This window comes from Microbacterium sp. NPDC089188, assembly GCF_040685155.1.
GTDB classification, from domain to species: Bacteria; Actinomycetota; Actinomycetes; order Actinomycetales; family Microbacteriaceae; genus Microbacterium; species Microbacterium galbum.
The window spans coordinates 315,252-331,289 of record NZ_JBFBHH010000002.1 but is presented as its reverse complement, the minus strand read 5'-3'; the positions used below and the strand labels follow the sequence as shown (position 1 = coordinate 331,289).

Genomic DNA, 16,038 nt, shown 5'->3' with positions numbered 1-16,038 from the left:
CGGAGGGGGCGGATGCCGGGACCACCGGCCTCCGCCCCCTCCGCGCTCCGCGCATCCCCTCGCCGTACTCCTCGCGCGCTTCTGCGCTCAGCGATCCGCCCACCCTCGGCCCGAGAGCCGCGAACCCCCCGGCCCTGCGCACCTCACCAGCTCAGCGCGCGCCGCAGCCACCGGGCCGACAGCCGACCCCGTCCCGCTCAGCGCCGACGGCTGTTGCCGAACAATCCGCGGATGACACCGTTCACGATGCTCTTCGTGGCCCCGCGCCCGAGCAGCCCGTCGAGGCCCGGGGTCGGCGCGCTCGAGCGGCTGCGAGGGGCGGCGGTGCTCTTGAGGATCCGCTCGTACTCGCGCTGCGCCTTCTTCTGCGCCTCGGCGTTGGCCTTGTCGATCGCCGCCTTCTGCTTCGCGTACTCGGCCTGGTCGGCCGCGGCCTTCTTCGCCCGCTCCTCGGCCTCGCGGGCGTCGGCGGCCGCCTGCATGCGGGCACCGAGGATCTCGCGCGCCGACTCCCGGTCGATCGGCGTCGCGTACATCGGGAACAGGGCGGATGCCGACACGGCCGAGGCCATGGCGTCCGCGGTGATCGGCGACATCGACGCCCGCGGCGCGAACAGGCGCGTCCACGCGACCGGGGTGGGGGCGCCGCGCTCACTCATCACGGTGATGATCGCCTCACCCGTGCCGAGCTCCTGCAGCACGCGCTCGAGGTCGTAGCCCGAGTCGGGGTAGGTGCGCACCGACGCGCGCAACGCCGTGGCGTCGTCGGGGGTGAAGGCCCGCAGGGCGTGCTGCACGCGCGAGCCGAGCTGGGCGAGCACGTCGCCGGGCACGTCCTTCGGCGTCTGGGTCACGAAGAACACCCCGACGCCCTTCGACCGGATGAGGCGCACGGTCTGCGTGATCGCCTCGAGGAAGGCCTTCGAGGCATCGCGGAAGAGCAGGTGCGCCTCGTCGAAGAAGAACACGAGCTTGGGCTTGTCGAGGTCACCCACCTCCGGGAGCACCTCGTACAGCTCGGCGAGCAGGTACATGAGGAACGTGGAGTACAGCTCCGGGCGCGCGGCGACGTTCGGCACCTCGAGCAGGCTCACGATGCCGGCGCCCTCCGCGCCCGTTCGCAGGAAGACCGACACGTCGAGCTCGGGCTCGCCGAAGAAGGTGTCGGCACCCGCGGCCGAGAACGCCACGAGTTCGCGCAGGATCACCCCCGCCGTCGCCGCAGACAGCCCGCCGATGCCCTTCAGCTCGGCCTTGCCCTCGTCCCCCGTGAGGTACGTCAGCACCGCTCGCAGGTCGGCAAGGTCGACCAGCGCCAGGCCCTTCTCGTCGGCGTAGTGGAACACCAGTCCCAGGCTCGACTCCTGCGTGGCGTTCAAGCCCAGCACGCGGCTGAGCAGGAGCGGCCCGAAGCCCGACACGGTGGCCCGCACTGGGATGCCGGAGCCCACGTCGTCGCCGAGCGCGTAGAACTCGGTCGGGAAGGCCCGCGCCGACCACTGCTGTCCGAGCGCGGCGGTGCGGGCAGAGAGCTTGTCGCTCGGCGTGCCCGCGGCCGCCAGCCCGGAGAGGTCGCCCTTGATGTCGGCGGCGAACACCGGGACGCCGTTCTGCGAGAGCTGCTCGGCCAGCAGTTGCAGCGTGCGCGTCTTGCCCGTACCCGTCGCGCCCGCCACGAGCCCGTGCCGGTTCATCATCGCGAGGGGGATGCGCACCGGAACGGATGCCACCGGCCCGCCGTTCATGAGCACGCCCAGGTCCAGCGCCGCGCCGTCGGCCGCGTAGCCGGCGGCGATCTTCGCGACCTGCGCGTCGGTCAGCGGCGCGTCGGGTGTCGACGGTGCGGGCCCCGCCGGTGCGGGGACGGATACCGACGCCCCGGGCGTCTCCGCAGCCGGTTCCGACGGCGCACCTCCCGCGGCCGTCGTCTCACCGCCTCCCGCGGCGCGGACCCGTGCCGCCGCGGCAGCGGCCTCCGCCGCGGCGAGGTCGGCGCGGGCACGGGCGAGTCGGAGCTCCGCTTCGGCCGCCTCGGCCTCCGCTCTGAGCCGCGCGACCTCGGCCTCGGCCGCGGCGGGGACGGAGGGCGCGTCGTCGGGCTCGCTCATGCGCGTCAGCCTACGACGACACCGCCGGTCCGGCATCCGTCTTGCGCAGGCGTCGGATCGTCAAGCGGTCCTCGTCGCGGGCACGCAGACGCGAGAACGCGGCGGCGAGGACGAAGGCGGCCCCCGCGCCCACGAGGGCCCCGCCGGCGGTGTCGGAGAGCCAGTGGGCGTGGAGGTAGGTGCGGCTGAACGCCATCAGCACGACCCACGCCACACCGACGATGCGCACCCAGGCGCGCGGGAACAGCACGGCGGCCACGACGGCGATCGTCGCGGCGTTGGCGGTGTGACCGGAGGGGAAGGAGCCGTAGTCGCTCAGGATGAGGATGTCCTCGGGGCGCGCCCGCCCGAACGTGTGCTTGAGCACCTGCACGAGCAGCGCGCTGCCGACGGAGGCGCTCAGGAAGTACAGCGCCGACCACCGCCGTCGCGACAGGAACAAGGCGAGAGCGCCCAGCACCGGCACGATCAGCACCGCCGTCAGGTGTCCCCCGACGGTGTCCATGACCAGGGCGAAGACGTATACCGGCTGCGAGGGCGCGGCGGCGAACAGCTGGTTCCACCACACGTCGATCGCGAAGGGACTCGGCCCCCGGAAGAACACCCACGCCCCCAGCCCGCAGGCCAGGGCGATCAGCACCACCCCGACGACGGCGCGGAAACGCTGCGGACGCGTGTCGAGCACGTCCTCGATCGCGGTGGCATCCATCGACTCATGATGCCGCGTCGCGGGCGCGGGCGGAACGGTCGATGCGCAGACCGTCCGCCCTGCTACTGTTCGCGACTGCGCGCGGGTGTCACGGCGCGAGGCGCTCCACCGTCTTCGGGCGCACCAGCAGCCACAGAGCCAGCACCCCGATCACCGCGCACCCGACCATGACCGCGGCCATCGTCGTGGCGGTGATGCCCGAGCCCGTCGCGAGCAGGCCCACGACGGGGGAGATGATCCCCGCGACACCGAAGTTCGCCGCGCCGATGATCGACTGCGCGGTCCCGGCGGCCTTGCCGTGCCGGTCGAGCGCGAGCACCTGCGCGCAGGGGAAGGTGAACCCGCACGCGGTCATGAAGAAGAACAGCGGGATGACGGTCCCCCACAGCCCCAGGCCCAACTGATCGGTGAGCACGATGGCGCCGCCCGCGATCACCAGCACCGCCGTCGACACCGCCAGGACCCACTGCGGGCCGAAGCGCGCGGCGAGACGCGAGGCGATCTGCACGCCCACGACGACGCCCACGGAGTTGACCGCGAAGAGGACGCCGTACTGCTGCGGGTTGAAGCCGTAGGTCACCTGGAAGAGGAAGGAGGATGCCGACAGGTAGGAGAACAGTCCGCTGAACGCCATCGCGCCGATGATGAGCACGCCGATGAAGACGCGGTCGCGGAAGACGCTGCCGTAGCGCTGCCACACCGTGCTCGAGCCCGGTCCCCCGCGACGTGCCGGGGGCAGCGTCTCGGGGACGAAGAGGATCGCCGAAACGAGCATGACCGCGCCGTAGACGGCCAGCACGACGAAGATGCCGCGCCAGTTCATCACCAGCAGCAGGGCGGATCCGGCGAGAGGGGCGAGCACGGGCGCGACCCCCGAGACCATCGCCATGCGCGAGAGCATCACGACGAGCCGCTTGCCGCCGAACAGGTCGCGGATGATCGCGGCCGCCACCACGCCGCCCGCGGCCGCGCCGGCCCCCATGAGCACGCGCGCGATCGAGAGGGTGCCGAGGGTCGGGGCCAGGGCGGCGAAGATGCTCGCCGCCACGTGCAGCGCCGTCACCGACAGCAGCGGGATACGACGACCGACCTTGTCGCTGAGCGGTCCGACGATCAACTGCCCCAGGGCGAATCCGATCATCGTGCCGGTGAGGGTGAGCTGGATCGCAGCGGCGGTGGTCTGGAAGTCGGCCTCGAGCACCGGGAAGGCGGGCAGGTAGAGGTCGATCGTGAACGGGCCGAGAGCGGTCAGCGCGCCGAGGACGATGATGTACAGCACCCGGCGCGAGGCGGGGATCGAATCGCCGGGGTGCAGCACGATGGGCGCGGTCGCGGGGTTCTTGCCCAGCGAGCGGATCGCGCCGGTGGTCGTCGGCACCGGGTGGGACGACGTCGGGATGACGGGGTGGGAGGCAGTATCGAGCACGCGTCTGGTTTCGTTTCGCAACACGGACAGCCCGGCGCGAGCCGGGCTGAGAAAAAGGGGGGATCGTCGAACCTCGAATCGATTCGACATCGTCATACTACCGTGACTCCCCCGTCGGCCACCATCCCGGCTCGGGGTTTCCTCCCAGGCCAACGGCCCATTCATCCGAATAGTCTGGACAGGTCGGCGGATGCCGATGTGTCCCGCCCCGAAGAGAGACTGAACACAGCGCATGACCTCCCCCTCCGACAAGCGAGCGAGCGGCAACCCCGCGAAGCAGGCCCAGATCGACCTCACCGTCAAGCAGCAGCGCGAGCAGAAGCGCCAGGAGAAGCTCGCCGAATACCAGAAGCAGGTCGCGAAGCGTAAGCGCGGCAAGCTCGTGTGGTGGGTCGTGGGCTCCACGGCGGCTCTCGCGGTGATCGGTCTTGTCGTGGCATCCTTCGCCTTCGCCCCGGCACCCCCCACCAGCTACCAGGCGGGCAACAGCACCGGGCGCGAGATCGACGGCGTGCAGACGTTCGAGAACCGCTCCGACCACGTGCAGGGCGCGGTCACCTACGAGCAGACGCCCCCCGCGGGCGGCCCCCACAACCCGTACTGGCTGAACTGCGGCGTCTACACCGAGCCTCAGCAGAACGAGAACGCCGTGCACTCCCTCGAGCACGGCGCCATCTGGATCACCTACAACCCGGACGAGATCGACGAGGCCGGCATCGACGCGCTGAAGGCCGTCATGCCCTCCAGCTACGCGCTGCTCTCGCCCTACCCCGGCCTCGACACGCCCGTCGCCGTGAGCGCGTGGAACCACCAGCTCAAGGTCGACGACCCGAGCGACCCGCGCATCTCCGAGTTCTTCACCGAGTACTGGCGCAGCCAGAACGCCCCCGAGCCGAACGCGTCGTGCTCCGGCGCGATCGACGGACCGGGCAAGGCCTGAACGTGAGCGACGACACCCCGGTCGCGCGTCCCGCGGTCCGGTGGGCCGTCGTCGCGCTGGTCGCCGTCGCCGTCATGGCCGTCGCCTTCGCGATCGGACGCTTCACGGCGTTCGGCGCGACGGCGGCGCCGGCCCACCCCTCCGACACCTCGGCCGAGGCCGGCTTCGCGCGCGACATGCAGGTGCATCACACGCAGGCGGTCCTCATGGCGATGGAGATCTACCGCAAGACCGCGGATGACGAGCTGCGCACCCTCTCGTACGACATCGCCACGACGCAGTCGGGCCAGCGCGGCGAGATGTTCGGATGGCTGGTCGAGTGGGGCCTGCCGCAGGCCTCGAGTCAGCCGCTCATGACGTGGATGGAGAAGTCCGGCGCGCACAGCCACGGCGACACCGCCGCCAAGACGCAGGAGGAGCTGCTGTCCGAGATGGGAATGGCCACCGATGCCCAGCTCGACGAGCTGCGCAGCGCCCAGGGCCAGCCCGCGGACTGCCTCTTCCTCGAGCTGATGACCCGCCATCACGAGGGCGCGATCCCGATGGCCCAGGCCGTCATCGAGCTCGGCGACGATGCGCGCGTGAAAGAGGTCGCGGGCGCGATCGTCACCGGGCAGTCGGCCGAGCTCGACGCCATGCGCGACATCCAGTCCCGTCTGTCCTGCGCCGGCTGACCCGCGCCCGACCCGGTCCGCGCCCGCCCGGCCCGCGCCTGTCCGGCCCTCGCCCGCCCGGTCCGCGCCCGCCCGGTCCGCGCCCGCCCGGTCCGCACTCGGCCCGCTCAGCCTCGCTCCGCGCCCGCCCGCCTCCCGCGTTGCGCCTTGCCGGTCCCTCCCCACGCATAAACGCCGTTCGTGCGCGAAAACGCGCCCTCGCACCGTTTCTCCGCAGGAATGCCGTTTACGCGCGTCCCGCCCCGCGCGCCCCGCCCGCGCCCCGCGCGCCCCGCCCCGCGCCGCCGCGCGTCCCGCCCCGCGCCGCCGCGCGTCCCCGCCGACGCCGCCCGCGCCGAGCGGCCGACGGCGTGCCGCGGACACGCAGAAGGGCACGGCATCCCGGATGCCGTGCCCTTCGCGTCGGGGCGGATCTCAGCCCTTCGTGGCACCTGCCAGCAGGCCGCGCACGAAGAAGCGCTGCAGCAGGAAGAACACGATCAGCGGCACGAGGATCGAGATGAACGTTCCCGCGGACTGCAGGAACCACTGGTCGCCCCACGTGCCCGACAGGGAGTTCAACGATTGCGTCAACGGCAACGATGACGACGGCGCGAAGATCGTCGCCACCAGCAGGTCGTTCCACACCCAGATGAACTCCAGCACCGCGAAGGATGCCAGGGCGGGAGCGGCGAGCGGAAGGATCAGGCGGAAGAAGATCTGCCCGTGTCCCGCGCCGTCGACGCGCGCCGCCTCGATGACCTCGGCGGGGATCTCGGCGATGAAGTTGTGCAGCAGGAAGATCGCCAGCGGCATCGCGAAGATCACGTGCGCGATCCACACGGTGGCGAAGCTGTGCTCCACCCCGCGCAGGTCGAAGCCCGGGAAGATCGTCACCTCGTTGATCGTCAGTCCGCGCGAGAACAGGCTCAGCAGGGGCACCAGGGCCATCTGCAGCGGCACGATCTGCAGCGCGAAGATGAAGATGAAGAAGAAGTTGCGACCCTTGAAGTCGATCCACGCGAACGCGTAGGCGATGAGCGAGGCGATCGCCAGCGCGAACAGCACCACCGGGATGGTGATGGCGAGCGAGTTGAGGAACGACTGCGCGAGCGTCAGGGCGGTGCCGCCCGACGTCAGGGCCAGACGGTAGTTCTCCAGCGTGAACGACGGGTCGGTGAAGACGGTCCACCACCCGGTCGACTGCGTGTCCGAACCCGGTCGGAACGAGGTGATGAACAGACCGAAGGTCGGGATCGTCCAGAAGAACGCGATGACGATCGCCGCGATCGTCGCCCCCTTCGAGGTCAGGCGCTTGCGCGCCATCGCCTCGTGCTTGCGGGTGTCGCGGGCGACCTGACGGGCCGAGCGGGTGTCGATGGTGGGCTCGAGCACCACGGTGGAGGTGGTCATCGCACTTCCCTCTGCTTCCGGATCTGGCGCACGTTGAAGATGATCAGCGGCAGCACGAAGATGAACAGCACCACGGCCAGCGCGGCGGAGTGGCCGTAGCTCTGGAAGCGCTGCTGCTGGTTGACCATCTCGAAGGCGAGGACGGTCGAGTCGTTGCGGCCACCGGTCATGACGGCGACGATGTCGTAGATCTTCAGGGCGCCGATCGCGATCGTGGTCAGCACCACGATGAGCGAGGAGCGGATGCCGGGGACGGTCACGTTGATGAACCGCTCCCACGCGCTCGCCCCGTCGAGCTCCGCCGCCTCGTTCTGCTCCGGCGGGACCGCCTTGATCGCGGCCGAGAGGATGACCATGGCCAGACCGGTCTGGCTCCAGATGAACACGACGACGAGCAGGAGGGTGTTGATGAGCGGAGAGGCCGACAGCCAGGAGATCGGCTGACCGCCGAAAGCGGTCACGATCGCGTTCAGGATGCCGAGCTGGTCGCCCTGGCGGAAGTCGTAGACGAACTTCCAGATGATGCCCGCACCCACGAACGAGATGGCGAACGGCATGAAGATGAGCACCTTGAGGTACTTCTCCCCCGCCGCGCGGTCGATGAAGACGGCGTAGGCGAGACCGATCGCGGTCGCGATCGTCGGGGCGAGCAGCACCCAGATGAGGGTGTTGATGACCGACCAGAAGCCCTCGGGGTTCGTGAAGGTCCAGATGTAGTTCTCGAACCCGACGAAGTTGTCGCCGGTCTTGTCGAAGAACGACTGGAAGAAGGTCGTGATGGCCGGGTAGACGAGGCCGATCAGCAGCAGGATCGCGGCGGGCGCGGCGAAGAGGATGAGCTGGAACAGGTACCCCGCGCCCTGGCGGGAGCGGTAGTCGGCGTAGAAGAGGATCGCGCCGAGGAGCACCGCGATGCCGAGCACGTAGATGACCGCGTTCTGGTACGGACGCAGCAGCATGAAGGCGAGGATCGGCACGGCGAAGCACGCCGCGAGCCGCAGCCAGAAGTAGCCCTTGCCCGAGCGGGGCGCGTATTCGATGAGGAGCAGGAGCAGGCCCACGACCGCTCCGAAGACCACGAGGACGAGCGGGATCTGCACGATCGGGCTGAGCCCGCCGAGCCAGATGAAGAAGCTGTTGAGGGAGAAGCCGAGTGTGGTCGGCTTGGTGTCGGCGGGGGCGCGCGTCACCATGAAAAGGAAGAGCGCCACCACGAGGATGAGCCCCACGACGACCACGAGCAGCGTGGTGCGATTCGCGGCCGCGGAGCCGCGTGACGCGGCCTTGCCCCGGCCGGTCGGCGGGGGCGACGCCGCCGGCGTCGTCTCCGCGTTCTTGATATCGGTCATGACGTCCCTCCCGAACACGCCTTCGTGCTCATCGATGAGTGCCCGTGTGGTGCTTGGGGCGGAATATGAGTATGGACCGGATGGGCCGCCCGCGTCGCGGGCGGCCCATCCTTTTCGATCGGTTCGATCAGTTGTCGTAACCGGCCTGGATGTTGCTGAGCACCTCGTCGGTCGGGGTGCCGTCGATCCAGCTGACCATGCCCTTCCAGAACGACCCGGCGCCGACGGTGGCCGGCATGAGGTCGGAGGCGTCGAAGCGCAGGGTGGTGTTCGGGTCCTGCAGCGTCTTCATCGCCTCGGTGAGGAACTCGCTGGACGCGAGCGAGGGGTCGGCGCCCTTGTTGGCGGAGATCACACCGCCGAGCTTGACGCGGGCGTCGGCGAACTCGGGCGTCGACATGAACTCGACGACCTTCTGCACGCTCTCGTCCTCGGAGAAGGCCGCGACGAACTCGCCGCCACCCTCGACCGCCAGCTCGCCTTCCTTGACGCCCGGGAGCAGGAACGCGTACACGTCGCCGTCGGGGGCGATCGTGGGCGTCTGGCCCGCTGCGTTCGTCACGGTGAGGAAGTTCGCCGAGAGGAACGACGCCTGGTGCGTCATCGGGCAGCTGCCGTCGGCGACCTTGGCCGCGACATCGGCGAAGGCGGTGGAGTTGATGCTCTTGACGTCACCGAAGCCGGCGTTGACGTACGAGGGGTTGAGGAGGATCTCCCCCACGGAGTCGAAGGCCTGCTTGATCTGCGGGTCGGTGAACTTGACCTCGTTGGCGACCCACTGGTCGTACACGTCGGGGCCCGACTGGCGGAGGACCATGTCCTCGATCCAGTCCGTTCCCGGCCACCCGGATGCCGCGTCGGAGGCGAAGCCGGCGCACCACGGGGCCGCGCCGGTCTTCTGCTGGATGGTCTGGGTGAGCGTCATCAGCTCGTCGAAGGTCTTGGGGACCTCGACGCCCCACTCCTTGAACTTCGCCGGCGAGTACCAGACGTAGCCCTTGAGGTTGGCCAGCATCGGGGCGGCGTAGAAGGTGCCGTCGTCGGTGCCGTAGGACTTCCAGTCCTCGCCCCAGTACTCGTCGACGTTCGACGAGACGGCGTCGGACGCCTTCTGCACCTCGCCGGTGCCGATGAGCGTCTTGAGCAGACCCGGCTGCGGCACGATCGCGATGTCGGGGGCGTCGCCACCGGACACCTTCGTCACGATGTTGCCCTCGAAGCTCTTGTCGCCGGTGTACACGACCTTGATGCCGGTGTCCTGAGTGAACTGCTCGAAGCTCTGGTTCAGCGCGTCGGCCTCGGTACCGGTGATGCCGCCGGCGATGCGCACGGTGGTCTCTCCGCTGCCCGATCCGCCCGATCCGCTGCTGTCACCCTCGGCGCAGCCCGCGAGAGCGATCGCTCCGACCGCCAGCAGCCCGACGGGAGCCAGCAGGCGATACCGCTGTGACATACCCATGTGGTCTCTCCTCTTTGAGTTCGGTGGTGCATCGGACCCTGTCGGGAACCGATTCCAGGCAACCGTAGAGGCAATCCACAAGAGTTGCAACACGAGTCAGGTCACGAACCGATAACACGCGAAATGACGCGGAAGGATGGCATTTCACCCTGCCGGAACCGGTTCCAGATTCGTGGAATATCGGATACTCTTCTTCGACGTCGACACAGACGTCGACACGTCACGAGGAAGACCCTGCGCATGAGCGGAATCGCCGATGTGGCACGCCTGGCCGGCGTGTCGAAGTCGACGGCGAGCCGCGCTCTCACGGGCGGCGGCTACGTCTCCGACGGCACACGGCGGCGCGTCGCCGACGCCGCGGCATCCCTGGGGTACGTCCCCTCCACGAGCGCCGTGAGCCTGGCCACCGGGCGCACGCGGACCATCGCGCTCATCGTCCCGAAGGTCAACCGCTGGTACTTCGGCTCGATCGTCGAGGGCGTCGAGCGCACGCTCATCCCGCTCGGCTACGACGTCACGCTCTACGTCGCCGAGCCCGGCTCGCGCGACCGCGAGAGCCTGTACTCCACGTACCTCGCGCGGAAGCGCTTCGACGGCATCATCGCGGTCGCGCTCGAGCCCGACGACGCCGATCTCGAACGCCTCGCCAACATCGGCAAGCCCGTCGTCAGCATCGGCAACGCCCTCTCCGGCGTCCCGACTCTGGGCCTCGACAACATCGCCATCACCCGCATCATCACGCAGCACCTGATCGCCCTCGGGCACACCGACATCGCCTTCGTCGGCAGTACTCCCCCCACCGACGCCCCGGCCAAAGACGTCGACGAGCGCTCGATCGGCTACCGCAACGCGATGAACGACAACGGTCTCGCCGTGCGCATCCGCAACGTGCCGTCGACCCTCACCATCACCGATGCCTACGCCGCCGCCGCGTCGTTCCTCGCCGACGCCGCCTCGCGCCCCACCGGCGTCGTGGCCGCCTGCGACGAGGTCGCCATCGGAGTCATCATCGCCGCGCGGCGCATGGGCATCTCGGTACCGACCGAGCTCAGCGTCGTCGGCATCGACGGTCACGATTACGCCGAGATGTTCTCGCTCACCACGATCGAGCAGTTCCCCCAGGCCCAGGGCATCGAGGCCACCCGCATGCTCGTGCGCATGATCGAGGGCGCCGGCGAGGTGCCGCGGCGCACCGAGGCCGACACCCGTCTGGTCGTGCGCTCCACGACCGCTCCCCCGCGCTCCGTGTGAACGACGCGGACCCCGGATGCCAGGCGGTGGCATCCGGGGTCCGCGTCGTCGGTGCGGGTCAGTCGCTCTGGCGGGCCGCCCGTCGACGCGCGACGACACCGAGTCCGAGCAGCGCGAGAGCCGCGAGCACTCCGGCACCCATCCACCCCGTGTCGGCTCCCGTGACGGGGAGCGCCCCGCCCCGGCCGTCGCCCTCGCCCTGGTCGGTGCCACCGCCCGAACCAGAACCCGAACCGTCGTCGCCCGCGGCGGCTCCGACCTGGAACGGAACCGTGACGTCGGTCCCGCTCGGCTCCGCGACCAGCTGCAGAGCGATCGCGCCCGTCGCGTCGGCCGGGACCGCGAGGCTCACCGCGGCTGAACCGTCCGCGACCGGGAACGCGGTCGGCTGAGCTCCGGCCTGCGCGCTCCACGTCGCCGACACCGAGGTGTTCACCGGAGCGCCGAGCGAGGTGAGGTCGAGGTCCGAGACGATCACGGTGATGTCGTCTCCGGCGGCGACGTCCGCGGGTGCCCCGACGAGCTGGACCGCACGGGCGGTGAAGTCCGGCACGAGACCCGGGTGCGCCTGCAGGTAGGCGATCCACCCGTCTCGGTCGATCAGGCCCGAGTCGCGCGTGTCCGCCCCCTCGCCCAGAGCGTCGAAGGCGTCGCCGCCCTGGAGGAGGAAGCTGAACGAGCCGACACGGTACGACGCCGCGGGGTCGACGGCGGCACCGTCGATCCAGATGCCGGTGATGCGCTGCCCCGGTCCCCGAGACGCGTCATAGGTGACGCGCACGTTGTCCGAGAGACCCAGCGCCAGATCCCGGTCGCGGCCGGCCGTGTCGCCCCACTGCTGCTCGAGAGCGACCCGCAGCTGCTCACCGGTCAGCGTGGTGGTCCAGAGATTGTTCACGAACGGCAGCACCGCGTTGGCCTCGGCCAGCGTGATGACGCCGTCGTCGCCGAAGAGCAGGTCGGCGCGCAGACCACCGGCGTTCACCACCGCGATCTCGGCTCCCCCGCGAGCGGGGTCGGCGAGGGTCTCGCGCAGCGCGTCGGCGACGAGGCCACCCAGGGCGGACTGCTTCGACCGGTCGTCGCGCTGACCCCCGGTGTAGACGCCGTCGACGTACGACCCGCCGCGGAAGGCGGTGGTGATGTCGGCCGTCACCGATCCGACCGGCTGGGCGCCGACGCGATCCGCCTCGGCGCGCGCGAGCGTCACGATCCGGTCGACCTCGGCGACGCGCGGGTAGGTCGCGATCAGCTCAGCATCCAACGCGGCACTGTTCTCCGCGGTCTCGTCCGGCTTGTCCGGAACCGTCTCCGCCGCGAGGCGGGCGACGTTGCGCGCGGAGGAGGCGAGCACATCCCCGCTCTCACGATCGACCGTCAGCACGATCTCGCCGATGTTCTCGCCGTAGCTCCCGGTCTGGACGATCGGGCGCGTGCCCTCCTCGCCGGGGATCGGTGCATTCCACGCGTACTTCTGGTGGGTGTGACCGGTGAAGATCGCGTCCACCGCGGCATCCGTCTCATTCACGATCTTCGCGAACGCACCGCCCGCCGCGACGGCCTCCTCGAGGGTCTCGCCCGTCGCATCCCCCTCCGCCGCGCCCTCGTGGTACTGGGCGACGATCACGTCGACCTGGTCCTCGATCTCGCCGACGACCCGGTTCACCTCGGCGACGGGCTCGCGGAACTCGATGCCCTCGATTCCGCCGGGCGAGACGAGCTGCGCCGTCTCCTGCGTCACGGCGCCGATGACACCCACGCGCAGCCCGTCGACCTCGAAGACCGCGTATTCGTCGAGCAGCGGCTGCCCGTCCTTGTACACGTTGGCCGCCAGGTACGGGAAGTCGGCCGCATCCGACACGCGGCCGGTCAGGTCGTCCGCGCCCTTGTCGAACTCGTGGTTGCCCGTGGCGGATGCCGCGAGCTCGAGCGCGTTCAGGACCTCGATGGTCGGCTCGTCGTCGAAGTACGCCGACGCGAACAACGAGGCGCCGATGTTGTCGCCGTTGGAGAGGAAGAGCGTGCCGTCCTCGCCGGCTTCCGCCCGCAGCTGCTCGATGGTGCCCGCGAACTTCACCGTGTTCGCGTCGATACGACCGTGGAAGTCGTTGATGCCGAGCAGGGTGAGATCGGTCGTCTGCGCGCCGAGGGCGAGCCCGACGACCACCGGGTCGTGATCACTCGAACGGTAGGGAGACTCGTCGTAGAAGTTCAGCGCGTTGTAGTTGTAGCGGCTGTACTCGAGGGCGAGGGCCTCGACGGCGTTGATGTTCCAGATGTCGACGCCCGTGACCAGCTCTCGCGCCGAGGGCGAGGCGAGCACGTGGTCGAGTGAACCCGACTGCCCGCTGAACGAGTACGAGTATTTGCCCGTGCCCCCCTCGAGCGGCTCGAAGCCGAAGGAGCGCAGCGTCTGGATCGGGTCCTCCTGCGTGTAGGCGTTGAAGTCGCCGAGCAGGAAGACGTCATCCGTTCCCACCGCGGCCGACCGCTCCTCCGCGAAGGCACCGAGGGCCTGCGCCTGACGCACGCGGTCGCCGTTGAAGGCGCCCTGGATGCCGTTGGCGTTGTCGCCCGTCGCCGCGGGGCGGCTGTCGCCCTTGGACTTGAAGTGGTTCACGATCGCGAGGATCTTGGCATCCGCGTCGTCGACGGGGGCGAACGCCTGAGCGAGAGGCTGCCGGGCGTTCGCGAACGCCGGGTCGTCCAGGATGACGCTGTCGCCGACCGGGGCCACGACGGCCTTCTTGTAGATGAACGCGGTGCGGATGACGTCTTCCGACGCCGGAAGGTCCGCCGGCGAGGGCACGAAGGTCCAGGCGTCCGACCCGAGCGCGTCGTTCAGGGCGTCGACGAGGGTCGAGAGGGCGTCGTCGCGGTCCTTGCCGAAGACGGCCGAGTTCTCGATCTCCTCGAGCGAGACGACGTCGGCGCCGAGGCCGTTCACGGCGGCGACGATCTTGGCCTGCTGACGTCCGAGGTTCGCCGCGTCGGCCGCGCCGCGGGGGCCGGGGGCGGGGCAGGTGTCCGCCGTGATCGGGTTGCCGTCGCGGTCGTCGTAGGTCGAGGTGCACCCGACGCTCTCCGCCGTGGTGGTGAAGTAGTTGAGCACGTTGAAGCTCGAGATCTTCACCGAGCCGCCGACCGCCTCCGGGGCGGTCGTGCGGGTGTTCGCGAAGGTCGCGGGCTGCACGGTGTCGGCGTTGTCGACGGTCAGCTGCTGCGTCGGCTGGAATTTCCAGGCGTTGTTGCGGTAGTCCAGGATCACCGGTCGCGTGAAGGTGACGGGGGCGCCGACGCGGACCGGGTCGGTGAGCGAGACGTACGGAAGCGGCACGTCCTGCGCCGTCCGGAGGAAGTCCAGCGATGCCCCGTCGTCGAGCACGACCGCCCGGGCCTTGTTGTCGGCGACGGCCGCGACGTACTCCGGGGTGTCGGGACGCGCGACGTCGGTGGGCGTGCGCAGCGGCGTCGTACCGGCGGCGAGCCCGACCTCGGCGTACTGATTGGTGGAGTAGGTGTTCGTGACGGTGAAGTCGCCCTGCGGTGCGAGGAGCATGCCCTCGAAACGCTCGCGCTCCTCGTCGGTCTTGGGCCACGCGATCTCCGCGGGCGCGACGTCGTCGGCGGGCTCGGTGAGGATGCGCACGCTCGCCGCGTCCGTGGTGAGCTGCGTCTGTCCGTAGTACTCGTCCGCGGTCCCGGTCACCTCGACGTGGTCGCCGAGGGAGACGGATGCCGCGGCGGCGGTGCCGTAGACGAAGATCGCGTCCGAGGCGGTGTGGGCGGCCTGGTCGATGGCGCCCCCGGTTCCCTCCGTCTGCAGGAAGAAGCCGTTGTATCCGCCGGTGGGGTAGGCGGCGGTCACGACGCCGCGGGTGGTGACGACGGTGCCGGCGAGGGGCGTGGTCGCTCCGGTCCCCTGGATGTCGCGGATGGGCGTGACCTCACCGGGGACGGGCGTGCTCGGCTCGGGCGACGGCTCCTCGGTCGGCTGCGGCTCGGGGGCTGCTCCCCCGGATCCCTGCGGCGTCACCGTGGCGGTGTTGGCGAAGTCGGCGGAGTTGTCGTCGGTGTCGACGAAGTCGGTGCGCACGAGCGCATTCGGCGTGCCGTTCGGGCCGTCAACGACGGCGGGGGCCGTTTCGAAGCTGACGCCGGCGCCGTACCCGAGGAAGTCGACCACGCGGTCGTCGTCGACCGACCCGGCGGGCAGGGCGAGCGGCTCCGCGACGTTCGCGAGGAAGAGCTGGCCGGTCGTCCCCGACGGGTTCAGCCCCGTACTGGTGGCGTCGGCGGCCGGCAGCGGTGCTCCGACGTCGCCGTTGCCGTTGCCGGGGAGCGCGATGAGGTAGTAGCCGCCCGCGGAGATGGATCCGCTCAGGGCCTGCGTGTTCGCACCGGTGGGGGCGTCGATGCTGGCGGCGGAACGGTACTGCAGTGACCAGCCGCTCAGGTCCTGCGCGGTGTCGCCGGCGTTGTACAGCTCGACGAACTTCTGCGCATAAGGGGCGCCGGCGCTCCCGCCCTTGAGATAGGCCTCGTTGATCACCACCCTCGCACCGTCGGCCGCGAAGGCGGGCAGGGGGACGAGGGCGGAACCGAGCAGAGCGGCACCGAGGGCGGCGCTGAGAGCGGTCGTGAAGCGGCGTGCGGGCACGCCGGATGCAGCGATGGGCATGGGTCTCCAGGTACCGACGCACGAACGAACGTGTGAACGAGAACGACGT

10 protein-coding genes are annotated in these 16,038 nt (G+C 70.1%); 3 read left to right on the top strand and 7 right to left on the bottom strand.

Going from position 1 to position 16,038, the window contains the following annotated elements:
• Window positions 1-197: 197 nt before the first annotated feature.
• The 3 genes from AB0N80_RS07695 to AB0N80_RS07685 form a co-directional block, all read right to left on the bottom strand.
• Window positions 198-2,108, bottom strand: a complete 1,911-nt coding sequence (locus tag AB0N80_RS07695) for a helicase HerA-like domain-containing protein (RefSeq protein WP_315994997.1) — start codon at window positions 2,106-2,108, stop codon at window positions 198-200.
• A 10-nt stretch (window positions 2,109-2,118) separates the two neighbouring features.
• The gene (locus AB0N80_RS07690) at window positions 2,119-2,817 is read right to left on the bottom strand and encodes a phosphatase PAP2 family protein (protein ID WP_315994998.1); all 699 of its coding nucleotides are present in this window, start codon (window positions 2,815-2,817) and stop codon (window positions 2,119-2,121) included.
• Window positions 2,818-2,905: 88 nt separating this feature from the next.
• Window positions 2,906-4,243: a multidrug effflux MFS transporter gene (locus AB0N80_RS07685; protein WP_315994999.1), complete on the bottom strand. Its 1,338-nt coding sequence runs from the start codon at window positions 4,241-4,243 to the stop codon at window positions 2,906-2,908.
• Window positions 4,244-4,475: 232 nt separating this feature from the next.
• On the opposite strand from AB0N80_RS07685, the gene AB0N80_RS07680 reads away from it, so the two are divergent.
• The gene (locus AB0N80_RS07680) at window positions 4,476-5,183 is read left to right on the top strand and encodes a DUF3105 domain-containing protein (protein ID WP_363390267.1); all 708 of its coding nucleotides are present in this window, start codon (window positions 4,476-4,478) and stop codon (window positions 5,181-5,183) included.
• Between the two features lie 2 nt (window positions 5,184-5,185).
• Complete coding sequence (locus AB0N80_RS07675) at window positions 5,186-5,857, top strand: DUF305 domain-containing protein (protein ID WP_363578374.1); 672 nt, start codon at window positions 5,186-5,188, stop codon at window positions 5,855-5,857.
• 414 nt (window positions 5,858-6,271) lie between these two features.
• Here AB0N80_RS07675 and AB0N80_RS07670 read toward each other — a convergent pair whose 3' ends face one another.
• The 3 genes from AB0N80_RS07670 to AB0N80_RS07660 all read right to left on the bottom strand — a co-directional run bounded on the left by AB0N80_RS07670 (window position 6,272) and on the right by AB0N80_RS07660 (window position 10,057).
• Window positions 6,272-7,249 (bottom strand): carbohydrate ABC transporter permease, encoded by a 978-nt coding sequence (locus tag AB0N80_RS07670; RefSeq protein WP_363578373.1) that lies wholly within the window; start codon window positions 7,247-7,249, stop codon window positions 6,272-6,274.
• Window positions 7,246-8,442 carry a sugar ABC transporter permease gene (locus tag AB0N80_RS07665; RefSeq protein WP_363578640.1) on the bottom strand — a complete coding sequence of 399 codons (1,197 nt, stop codon included), beginning with the start codon at window positions 8,440-8,442 and terminating at the stop codon, window positions 7,246-7,248. Before AB0N80_RS07665 ends, AB0N80_RS07670 begins: the two co-directional genes overlap by 4 nt.
• Window positions 8,443-8,725: 283 nt before the next feature.
• Entirely contained in the window at window positions 8,726-10,057 is a 1,332-nt protein-coding gene (locus AB0N80_RS07660; RefSeq protein ID WP_315995002.1) for an extracellular solute-binding protein, read from the bottom strand.
• Between the two features lie 240 nt (window positions 10,058-10,297).
• On the opposite strand from AB0N80_RS07660, the gene AB0N80_RS07655 reads away from it, so the two are divergent.
• The gene (locus tag AB0N80_RS07655) at window positions 10,298-11,308 is read left to right on the top strand and encodes a LacI family DNA-binding transcriptional regulator (RefSeq protein WP_363578372.1); all 1,011 of its coding nucleotides are present in this window, start codon (window positions 10,298-10,300) and stop codon (window positions 11,306-11,308) included.
• 58 nt (window positions 11,309-11,366) lie between these two features.
• Here the strand turns inward: AB0N80_RS07655 and AB0N80_RS07650 are convergent, their stop codons facing one another.
• The gene (locus AB0N80_RS07650) at window positions 11,367-15,989 is read right to left on the bottom strand and encodes an ExeM/NucH family extracellular endonuclease (protein ID WP_363578371.1); all 4,623 of its coding nucleotides are present in this window, start codon (window positions 15,987-15,989) and stop codon (window positions 11,367-11,369) included.
• Window positions 15,990-16,038: the final 49 nt, after the last annotated feature.

What these genes read in the sequence shown, in the direction of transcription:
- AB0N80_RS07655 (WP_363578372.1), top strand. Translation starts at nt 10,298, where the DNA reads ATGAGCGGAATCGCCGATGTGGCACGCCTGGCCGGCGTGTCGAAGTCG.
- AB0N80_RS07670 (WP_363578373.1), bottom strand. Translation starts at nt 7,249, where the DNA reads ATGACCACCTCCACCGTGGTGCTCGAGCCCACCATCGACACCCGCTCG.
- AB0N80_RS07695 (WP_315994997.1), bottom strand. Translation starts at nt 2,108, where the DNA reads ATGAGCGAGCCCGACGACGCGCCCTCCGTCCCCGCCGCGGCCGAGGCC.
- AB0N80_RS07680 (WP_363390267.1), top strand. Translation starts at nt 4,476, where the DNA reads ATGACCTCCCCCTCCGACAAGCGAGCGAGCGGCAACCCCGCGAAGCAG.
- AB0N80_RS07660 (WP_315995002.1), bottom strand. Translation starts at nt 10,057, where the DNA reads ATGGGTATGTCACAGCGGTATCGCCTGCTGGCTCCCGTCGGGCTGCTG.
- AB0N80_RS07665 (WP_363578640.1), bottom strand. Translation starts at nt 8,442, where the DNA reads ATGGTGACGCGCGCCCCCGCCGACACCAAGCCGACCACACTCGGCTTC.
- AB0N80_RS07650 (WP_363578371.1), bottom strand. Translation starts at nt 15,989, where the DNA reads ATGCCCATCGCTGCATCCGGCGTGCCCGCACGCCGCTTCACGACCGCT.
- AB0N80_RS07690 (WP_315994998.1), bottom strand. Translation starts at nt 2,817, where the DNA reads ATGGATGCCACCGCGATCGAGGACGTGCTCGACACGCGTCCGCAGCGT.